Annotated in this window: 7 protein-coding genes; all 7 read left to right on the top strand. The window is 30.0% G+C overall.

The features are described from left to right. Positions 1-471 precede the first annotated feature (471 nt). The 7 genes from ACFWV9_RS09920 to ACFWV9_RS09890 are packed head-to-tail and all read left to right on the top strand — an operon-like array spanning position 472 to position 10,142. Positions 472-1,419 (top strand): glycosyltransferase, encoded by a 948-nt coding sequence (locus ACFWV9_RS09920; RefSeq protein ID WP_411895056.1) that lies wholly within the window; start codon positions 472-474, stop codon positions 1,417-1,419. A gap of 10 nt (positions 1,420-1,429) precedes the next feature. Then, on the top strand, positions 1,430-2,986 hold the full coding sequence (locus ACFWV9_RS09915; RefSeq protein WP_411895055.1) for a lipopolysaccharide biosynthesis protein: 1,557 nt from the start codon (positions 1,430-1,432) through the stop codon (positions 2,984-2,986). A 10-nt stretch (positions 2,987-2,996) separates the two neighbouring features. Beyond that, a complete protein-coding gene (locus tag ACFWV9_RS09910; RefSeq protein WP_411895054.1) occupies positions 2,997-4,202 on the top strand; it encodes an O-antigen ligase family protein in 1,206 nt (401 codons plus the stop codon). A 27-nt stretch (positions 4,203-4,229) separates the two neighbouring features. Continuing rightward, on the top strand, positions 4,230-6,080 hold the full coding sequence (gene asnB / locus ACFWV9_RS09905; protein ID WP_411895053.1) for an asparagine synthase (glutamine-hydrolyzing): 1,851 nt from the start codon (positions 4,230-4,232) through the stop codon (positions 6,078-6,080). 6 nt (positions 6,081-6,086) lie between these two features. Further along, positions 6,087-7,931 carry an asparagine synthase (glutamine-hydrolyzing) gene (gene asnB / locus ACFWV9_RS09900; protein WP_411895052.1) on the top strand — a complete coding sequence of 615 codons (1,845 nt, stop codon included), beginning with the start codon at positions 6,087-6,089 and terminating at the stop codon, positions 7,929-7,931. Next, positions 7,918-8,997, top strand: coding sequence for a glycosyltransferase (locus tag ACFWV9_RS09895; RefSeq protein ID WP_411895051.1), 1,080 nt, complete (start codon positions 7,918-7,920; stop codon positions 8,995-8,997). The genes asnB (ACFWV9_RS09900) and ACFWV9_RS09895 overlap by 14 nt, the downstream gene beginning before the upstream one ends. A gap of 5 nt (positions 8,998-9,002) precedes the next feature. After that, positions 9,003-10,142 carry a glycosyltransferase gene (locus ACFWV9_RS09890; protein WP_411895050.1) on the top strand — a complete coding sequence of 380 codons (1,140 nt, stop codon included), beginning with the start codon at positions 9,003-9,005 and terminating at the stop codon, positions 10,140-10,142.

The following is a 10,142-nucleotide window of genomic DNA, read 5'->3' as shown; positions in this document are numbered from 1 at the left end:
AATCAAATAAATTCAGCGGCAAATTAATAAACAACAAAATAAAATCGGATTAATATCTTATTTTTTCGATATAATGCATTTAATTGTAGTATTATTCTTAACGACTGTAAACAATTTTATTTAAATACGCAGTTAATAACTGTTTAGACGTCCATTAAAAAATATTTAACATATCAAAGAAAACTCTGATAAGATTTATATTAATTCAGTAATTTTTGACCAAAACAAACTTGTAATCAGAATAATATATTTGTTTTATCGTAAAATTGAGCATTTAGAAAGATATATTAGTGTTTTAAATCTATTTAATACATTTTTGTTTCTAATAATTAACCAAATCAATAAAACCAAATCTATATACTCTTATTAGGACTTATTACATAAATTAGACCTTTAAGAAAAACTAAACCTAATGCTATTATTTCTTTATAACGCTGAATCCTCAGCGCAAGATAAAACCTAGTCAGAATAATGGACCGTTTAAAAAACGACATAATAAGTATAGTTGTGCCTGTATATAATGCAGAAAGGTATTTAAGGCGTTGTTTGAATAGCATTATAAACCAATCTTATGATAACCTTGAAATAATTTTAGTAAATGATGGTAGTACAGATAACAGTTTAATAATCTGTAATGAATATGCCAAGAAGGACCAACGTATTCAAGTTTTAAATATTTCTAACAGTGGCTCAAGTGTTGCAAGAAATAAAGGCTTGGATATGGTTAAAGGAAAGTATTTGTCTTTTGTTGATGCAGACGATTATCTATATTTAGATATGTATAAAATACTCATGCAATATATGCATGATAACGATTTAGATTTTATAGAAATAGAGCCTCATGATCAAGTTAAAAACTTTCAATATGATGGATTATTTTCAGTTGAAAGCCCAATTGAATGTACAAAAAGAATACTAAGAAGAACTAGTTTTGCAGTATGGAGGCGACTTTACAGAACGTCATTGATAGAAGACATGCGCTTCATTCCCGGAATAATACATCAAGACGTATTTTATACAATGGATTTGCTTAAAAGATCTACTAGAAATGGCTATTTAAATAAACCGTTATACTTTTATAATACCGATAGTATTGGAATAATTAGGGGTAAATATTCATTGAATAAAATAGAAACTGCAATTAAAGCTACAGAATACATTATTAATAATGTTATTGATAATAAGCTGCTGAAAAAGGACATAGATCAATACGTTCTTTACTATTACACTGATCATTTTTACCTATTGAATAAAAATTCAACAGTAGATCCTAATAGATTATTTCGTAAAAAACTCAAGAAAATAATCAAAGAGAAAATTAATATATCTAATTTAAAATTAAGATTTTTAGTAGTTCTAATGGTCCCAATTTTTTTAATAGAGAAACTATTCTCAATTTTTAATAAAAATAATAATTAAATTATAATGGATGTCTAGAGTCTCAATGACATTAAGAAATGCATGGGTAGCAGCTTTATTCTTCCTTGTTTATATAATAGTACAATTCTATTCTAGAAATATTTTTTTGGATAAACTCGGAGATGAATTTATTGGCATTGTGGGAACACTTAAGAGCATCCTCCAATTCCTAAATCTATCTGAATTAGGCATTGGAGTAGCTGTTGGATTTAGTCTTTACAAACCAATTTATGATGATAATAAGGAGAAAATAATTGAAATAATTGGTTATCTAGGTTTTCTTTACAAAAGAATTGGACTTTTTGTTCTGATTGCTTCACTTCTATTACTCACATTTTTTCCTCATATATTCGATGATGTAGAAACAAATATTGGTGTTATAATTTTTTTATTTGCATCCTTGGTAGTTAGTAATTTATTAAGTTATTTTTTCGCTTATCATGCATTTCTTTTAGATGCTGACCAGAAGTCATATGTAAATATTACTATAAATCAATCAATATTTATTCTAAGACTCATATTGCAATGTCTTGTTCTAATCTATTTCGAAAACTTGATATATTGGATTTTGTTAGAATTACTTACCCCTTTTCTTTATATCTATATATTAAGAAAACGTATAAGAGTCATGTATCCATGGTTAGTTTTTAAATTCAAAATCTCAAAAGAGATTCGACTTAAACACAAAAATTTACTTAAAAAAATTAAACAAATTAGTTTTCATAAACTTGGAACATTCATTACAAATGGAACTGACAACATAATAATTTTTTCCTTTATTAATCCTACAATGGTTGCCTTTGTTGGTAATTATCAACTAATAATGAATAATGTAAACACTTTGGTTAACCAGTTTTTTAACGGAACAAATGCGAGTGTTGGAAATTTGGTTGCTGAAAATGACCAACAAAATATTCACAAGGTTTTTTGGGAGATGATGGCCTTAAGATTTTTCTTTGCTGGTTGTGGGACTGTATTATTATTCATAGGATTTGATGACCTAATAACAATTTGGATTGGTACGAAATATATTATGGATGGTAATATCCTTATTGCTCTTATTTTAATATTTTTTATTCTTCAAGTTAGACAACCTGTAGATAGTTACATTCAAGCATATGGATTGTATTCAGATATTTGGGCACCTGTTGTACAAAGTTCAATTAATCTTGTTTTTTCCATAGTTTTTGTAAAAATGTATGGTGTAATAGGAGTATTTATTGGAACAATAATAAGTCAAGTGTCTATTGTAATGCTATGGCGGCCCTATTTCCTGTTTAGTAGTGGGTTCAGATCTTCGATTTTGAAATACATAAGTGGATTTTTCAGCCATTTGCTGTATTTACTTATATCATACTTGATTTTTTATTGCATTTTTGATTGGTTTAATAATAAGCCAAGTTCAAATTTGTTCTTGTTAATTTTAAGTTTGTTTAAAAATGGAGTGGTTTTTTCAGGTATTTATTTCACTGTTTTAATTGTCCTGAGTAATGGCTTTAAAGATTTATTCAAACGAGTTAAAAATTTAATAAAAGAAAAAATATCTAAGAAAGGTAAAACTAATTAACATTTAATTCATGAAATATATTTTGGGTATTCTAATCATATTATTTGCAACTTATGCAGATATATTCTTGTTTAGAATTGGTATAGTCCCTTTGGAGCCAGCTTTATTTCTGATACCATTATTTATTGTGGTATCTGTAATTAAATATCCTGTAATAGATTACTTGAGTGTTTTTAAATCACATAGTTTTAAATTATTGGCTTTCGTTCTTTTTATGTCCATGATTTATTCAGCTTTTTCAAATGCTAGTTCAGAGGTGATAATTCAAAAAATATCATTGAATTTAATTACTTTGTTACTCTACTTGTATATCGTTCACTTTTTCCGAACTGAAAATAAACAATTAGTTGTTGCTGTGGCCGTAATAGGTACATTTGTTTTAGGTGGAAGTATATTATACGATTTCTTTTATGGACTGCCCAAGCATAATATTGATTTGGCTATGAGTGTCAGAAAAGGAGGATTCGGTGAAAACCCAAACCAAGCTGCTTCTGGAGTAAAGTTTTTAGCCTTGGCTTCTTTAGTCTATTTGACTAAATCCAAAACTTTGAAATACATTGTAATAGCATTTATGTGCCTTACTGTATTCATGACTTTTTCAAGAAGCGGTCTTGTATCCATAATTCTGATTCTAGCCTTTGGTGCGTTAAATAATTGGAACTTTAATTTTCAACAAGAAATCTCAGTATTATTTCAACGATTTTTTAAATTGTTTTTACTATTTGCCATTTTATATGTGTCTTTAATTGCACTTGCAGACGTTATCCGAGAAAACTTTCCCGAATTTACCAGAGGTGAAGCTGGAGAAAGACTTGATTTATTAACTGGTAAATCTAAATCTAGAAATATGCATCAAGGAGCAATTGAAGGAGGTCGTGCAGAACTTTTAATTGATTACATAGACAAATTTGTTAAGAATCCTCTTGGCTATGGAACAGGTTATAGTTCTGATAAGAGAGTAAATGGAGGCATGCTTAATACTCACAACTATTATATTTACTTAGCAGTGAATCTGAGTTTTTTGACATTAGTGGCATTCTTAGTTTATGTTTATTACAATTTTAAACTAGCCTTTCAATACAACCAGTTTTACTACTTTTTATTTGCAGTAATGTTTTTTCTAGAAGGCTTTTTTACCCATAACTTATTTTATGAAAGGTCAGTTTTGGTATGTGTTGCTTTTTTTGATAGTTGTATTTATAAAAAATCAGCCTAGTTGAAAGATATTTAAAACCAGAGCAAAATGTGTGGAATATACGGAAGTACAAAAATATATAGAGAACAACAAGTTAAAGATAAATTAGAAAGAACTGGATATAGAGGCCCTGATATGATGGGTTGGCAATATTACGAATATGATGATTGTCATCTTGTATTTGGGCACAACAGACTTGCTATAATTGACTTAGATTCTAGGTCAAATCAACCATTCACATACCATAATAAAGTTGAGATTGTATTTAACGGTGAGATTTATAATTTTCGGAATATACGGTCAGCACTATCTAAAAAAGGATACACCTTTCATACTTTAAGTGATACTGAAGTTATATGTGCAGCATACCTAGAATACGGCACAGACTGCGTCAAGCACTTTAACGGTATGTTTGCCTTTGTGATTTTTGATATAGAAAACAGAAAATTGTTTGGTGCAAGAGACCGATTGGGTCAAAAACCCTTTTACTATTACCATAACGGTCTACATTTTGAATTTGCTAGCCAAATTTCTTCAATTCAATTACATAACCAAAACCTCAGTGTATCAAGAAGATCAATCGAAGCCTACCTCACCTGGGACTATATTCCTGACCCCTATTCAATTTTTAATGAAATAAAAAAATTAAAACCTGGTCATACTTTTACATATAATATTGCCAATGGCCAAATGCATTCCGAGTGTTACTGGGATATAGACTTTAAAAATGAAAGACCATTTTTAGGGGATTACAACCAAGCTAAATCTGAACTTAAGTCATTACTAAGTGATGCTGTTAAAATGAGATTATTTGCAGATGTTCCAGTGGGTGTTTTTCTCTCTGGAGGTGTAGATTCTTCTTTGATAGCTGCATTGGCAACCCAAACCTCTGATGTAATGGTAAAAACATTTTCTGTGAAGTTTAATGAGGCTGGTTTTGATGAAAGCTCTTATGCCCAAAAGGTTGCTGATCATCTAGGAACCGATCATAATGTAATTGAATGTAATTATGACGAAGGGTTAAGCCTAATTGAGAATTTCCACCATTATTATGATGAACCATTTGCTGATTCATCTGCAATTCCTTCAATGCTACTCTCTAAACATACAAAAGATTATGTTACCGTCGCTTTGTCTGGTGATGCTGGTGATGAAAGCTTCCTAGGATATGGAAGATATCATTGGGCAAATACTCAAAGCAGAATATATAAAATCCCACTTCCCTTGAGACGTGCTCTTTCAAAACTCCTTATGTTGTCTAAAAATTACAAAGCCAATGTGATTTCGAAGGCATTAGAAATTAAGGACGTAAATAGTGGTTATATGAGCGTTTTAAACGGTGTTGATCAATCATGGATAAATTCGCAATCCAATCACAATTTAGTTGAAGAGCTAAAATACCTTGATCATAATAACAAAAACCTATTAGAAAGAATAAGCGATTTTGATATTAAAACATATCTAAATTGGGATATAAACACTAAGGTAGATAGAGCTTCAATGGCTTTTTCTCTTGAAGTTAGAGCACCATTAATGGACTATAGAGTTGTTGATTTTGCTAGATCGATTCCGACAGATTTTAAATTTAATGGCAATAATCAAAAAAGAATTCTTAAAGATGTGCTTTATGATTATGTTCCTTCTCAAATATTTGATAGGCCAAAAGCTGGATTTACAATGCCATTTTCGGTTTGGTTTAGAACAAATCTTAAAGATTATGTAATGTCTGAATTAGATGATAAAGGCCTTGAAAAAATACCCGGAATAGATATAGAAAAGGTGAAATTTAGAATCAAACAGCATATGGATGGTGATTGGGATAGATATCCGCTAATATGGAAATTATTAGTGCTAAAACAATGGCTAAATCACAATGCAAAACATTTATCTGTAAAATAATATAAAATGTGCGGGATATACGGTAGTACAATAAAATATAGAGACTCTGAAATTAATGCCAAATTAAAGAGGACATCTTTCAGAGGGCCTGACAAATTGGGTATTAAAAGATTTGAATGGGATAATAATACAATTATTTTTGGTCATAACAGACTAGCAATTATAGATTTGGACTCTAGATCAAATCAACCATTTTCGTATTTCAATTCTGTTGAAATTGTTTTTAATGGAGAAATATATAATTTCCAAGAAATTAAAAATAATTTAAGCAAGAAAGGATATAACTTCATTACAACAAGTGACACTGAAGTCATATGTGCGGCGTATTTAGAATATGGAGAAAATTGTGTGAATCATCTTAATGGTATGTTTGCGTTCGTGATCTATGACAAAGACAAACAAATTCTTTTTGGTGCAAGAGATCGTCTTGGGCAAAAACCTTTTTACTATTACCATAATGGAAGAAATTTTGAATTTGCAAGCCAGATATCTTCAATTCAACTTCATAATGATAATCTTAGCATTTCAGAATACGCCATCAGGTCTTATTTAACATGGGAAACAATTCCGGATCCAATATCGATTTTCAATGAAGTTAAAAAATTACTTCCAGGACACAGTTTCAGTTTTAATTTAATTAATGGTACTCTAGAAACTAAAGAATATTGGAATATTGATTATCATAATAGTGATCAGTTTAAAGGATGTTATACGGATGCAAAATCAGAACTTAAAAATTTATTGTCCGATGCTGTAAAAATTAGGCTATTTGCAGATGTTCCAGTAGGAGTTTTTCTTTCTGGTGGTATTGACTCTTCTTTAGTTGCATCTATGGCTTCAAATACTAATAATAAAATAAGAACATTTTCAGTCAAGTTTAACGAAAAAGGATTTGATGAAAGTATCTATGCCAATAAAGTAGCCAAACATCTAGGAACAGATCATAATATTATAGAATGTGATTACAATGAAGGCTTAGATTTGATAGACAATTTCTGCTACTATTATGATGAGCCATTTGCAGATTCTTCTGCAATTCCTTCAATGCTACTAGCAAAACACACCAAAAAGCAAGTTACAGTGGCTGTTTCTGGAGATGCTGGAGATGAAAGTTTTTTAGGATATCATCGCTACAGATGGATAGATCAAGGACGGAAGTTTATGATGATCCCCTATCCGATGAGGAAAATCTTATCAAAATTAGTAGGCTTGTCACCTTATTATAAATTGAAAATAATTTCTAAATACATGGCATTTGAATCTATAAATGACATCTATTTAGACTCAAAAGTAGATAAGAGCTATTACAGAAAATCCGACGTACTTGATCCTGTAGAAGTTGACGAGCTCAAGTATTTATATCACAATAATAAAAATCTACTAGAAAGAGCATCAGACTTCGATCTTAAAACCTATCTAAATTGGGATATTAACACAAAAGTAGACAGAGCAACAATGGCATATTCACTTGAGGCAAGGTCTCCCTTAATGGATTATCGTGTTGTAGAATTTGCGAGATCTCTTCCTACATCATTTAAATATAAGGGATCAAATCAGAAACGTATTCTTAAGGATATTTTATATGATTATGTTCCAAGTGAATATTTTAATAGACCCAAAGCAGGATTTACTATACCGTTTAAAAAATGGTTTAGAGATGAATTGAAAGATTATGTACTTTCAGAATTAGACGACAATGGGCTGAGTCAAATACCAAGTATAAACCCAGAACAGGTAAAAGCCAAAATTAAACAGCACATGGATGGGACATGGAATCACTACCCTTTAATATGGAAACTTTTAGTACTAAAGCAATGGCTAAATAAAAACAAAGGCTATGAAATCAAATAGAATTAAAATAGTATTCATATTGCCAAACCTATTGCCTGGAGGTGCTGAAAGGGTTGTATCCTTCGTTGCTGATAATTTAAATCGTGATTTATTTGAATCTAAATTATTGATAGTTGGAAAATCGGAAGATGCTTCATATGATTTAAAAAATATAGATGTCACCTATCTCGAAAAAGAGCGTGTATTAAAAGGCATACTAGCAATTTTTAAATTTCTTATAAAATCCAAGCCCAATGTTGTATTAACAGCAAATACGCATTTAAGTACTGCAGTTGCCTGTTTATCTGTGTTTTTTCGTTCAACTAAATTTATCTCAAGAGAGGTAACCTTATTAAGCTTAGATAGTAAATTCTTTGACAAGAAGAAAAAGCGCTTTAATTATATGTCATTTTTAAACAATATAAGCTTCAATCTTTTTGATAAAGTAATTAGTCAATCAGAGGACATGAAACAGGACCTAATTAAGAACTATAATATAAAAAAAGAGAATATAACGGTAATTAATAATCCAATTTCAGATTCGTTTTCCCTTAAGCCAACTTCAAATAAAAACGGTCTGTTAAAATTAATTACAATAGGCAGACTTTCTAAGGAAAAAGGAATACCACGATTATTAAAAATCCTTTCAAAACTAGATATGCCATTCCATTATACTCTAATCGGCGATGGTCCAGAAAAAGACACAATATTTCAACTCATAGATGAGTATGGCCTAAGCGAAAAAATAACGCATATCAATTTTACTAAAAATGTGTCAAAATATTTGTCTGAAAATGATATTTTTCTTCAAGGATCCTATTTTGAAGGTTTTCCTAATTGTTTAATTGAATCTTGCTCTGTAGGCACACCGGTAATAGCTTTTGATGTACCAGGTGGAACTAAAGAAATTGTCATTAATAAGGTAAATGGATATTTGGTTGATACCGAAGAAGAATTCTTGGTTAAGATAAAAAGTAAAATCATTTGGAATTCATCAGAAATTAGAGAAAGTGTTTTAAAAAAATTTAACCAAAGTATTATTCTAAAAAAATATGAGAATCTTTTTATGGAGGTCATAAATCAATAATGCATATGAAACTAGGGATTCTAATATATTCACTTGCCGGAGGAGGTGCAGAAAGGGTAGTCTCGCATTTGGTTAGTTATTGCCATGACAACAACATCAATGTGCAACTTATCTTAATGAATACAAATATGGAATTCAAAGTACCCGATGGTATTAAAATTCATTATATAGAACGCTCTAGATATAACGAAAGCGGGATATTAAAAGCATTAAAAATACCTTTATTGGCTTATAAATATGCGAAATTAGTCAAAAAGCTACAATTAACTCATAGTTTAAGTTTTCTTACAAGACCATGCTTAATCAATATATTATCTCGTAAGTTTACCACCCACAATTTTAAGCTAATTGCTAATGAACGTGCTTATCCAAGCCTCCAATATAGTTATAAAGGATTGCAATCTACTTTTAATAAAATAATGATTAAAGCCCTTTATAACAGAGCAGATTTACTGATTGCAAATTCAAATGGCAATGCAAAGGATTTAGTTGATAATTTTGGGGTACTTTCAGAAAAAATGAGAGTTATCCATAATCCAATTGATCTTGATAAACTTGAAGAAATTAAACCAATAAGTGACTTTTTTGACAATACGAAATTTAATGTCATCACAATTGGAAGACTAGATGAGGGCAAAAACCACAAAATGCTTATTGAAGCGATTAATAAATTAAAAAATCCTGACATTAAACTTTATATATTTGGTGAGGGATTTATGAGAAATGAGCTAGAAGATGACATAAACAGATTAAACTTAAAAGATCAAGTTTTTTTAATGGGTTTTGACCCTAATCCATATAGGTATTTAAAATCTGCTAATCTCTTCATTTTTGGATCTAATCATGAGGGATTCCCTAATGTTTTACTTGAGGCTATGGCTTGTCAACTGCCCATTTTATCAACTAATTGCAAGTCTGGCCCAAATGAAATAATGAAGCTAAAGTCTCACGAGGAAGATATAATGATAACAGATTATGGAATCTTAGTTCCTATTAAGAATGCTACACTAATGGCGAAAGGTATTAAGTATTTTTTGAAAAGTAATAGCTATAGAGAAAATTGCATAACCAACGGCAAAATTCGAATAAATGATTTTGACAAGAATCATATTTTAAGTAAATATATAGAAACCATAAAAATTTGA

It is taken from the genome of Winogradskyella sp. A2, from assembly GCF_046762865.1.
GTDB lineage: Bacteria > Bacteroidota > Bacteroidia > Flavobacteriales > Flavobacteriaceae > Winogradskyella.
Note: the sequence above shows the minus strand (reverse complement) of the source record. Positions and strands in the feature narration are given on the sequence as shown.

Excerpts from the sequence above, each read along its gene's own strand:
- asnB (WP_411895053.1), top strand. The coding sequence starts at position 4,230 with ATGTGTGGAATATACGGAAGTACAAAAATATATAGAGAACAACAAGTT.
- ACFWV9_RS09895 (WP_411895051.1), top strand. The coding sequence starts at position 7,918 with ATGAAATCAAATAGAATTAAAATAGTATTCATATTGCCAAACCTATTG.
- ACFWV9_RS09915 (WP_411895055.1), top strand. The coding sequence starts at position 1,430 with ATGTCTAGAGTCTCAATGACATTAAGAAATGCATGGGTAGCAGCTTTA.
- ACFWV9_RS09910 (WP_411895054.1), top strand. The coding sequence starts at position 2,997 with ATGAAATATATTTTGGGTATTCTAATCATATTATTTGCAACTTATGCA.
- asnB (WP_411895052.1), top strand. The coding sequence starts at position 6,087 with ATGTGCGGGATATACGGTAGTACAATAAAATATAGAGACTCTGAAATT.
- ACFWV9_RS09920 (WP_411895056.1), top strand. The coding sequence starts at position 472 with ATGGACCGTTTAAAAAACGACATAATAAGTATAGTTGTGCCTGTATAT.
- ACFWV9_RS09890 (WP_411895050.1), top strand. The coding sequence starts at position 9,003 with ATGAAACTAGGGATTCTAATATATTCACTTGCCGGAGGAGGTGCAGAA.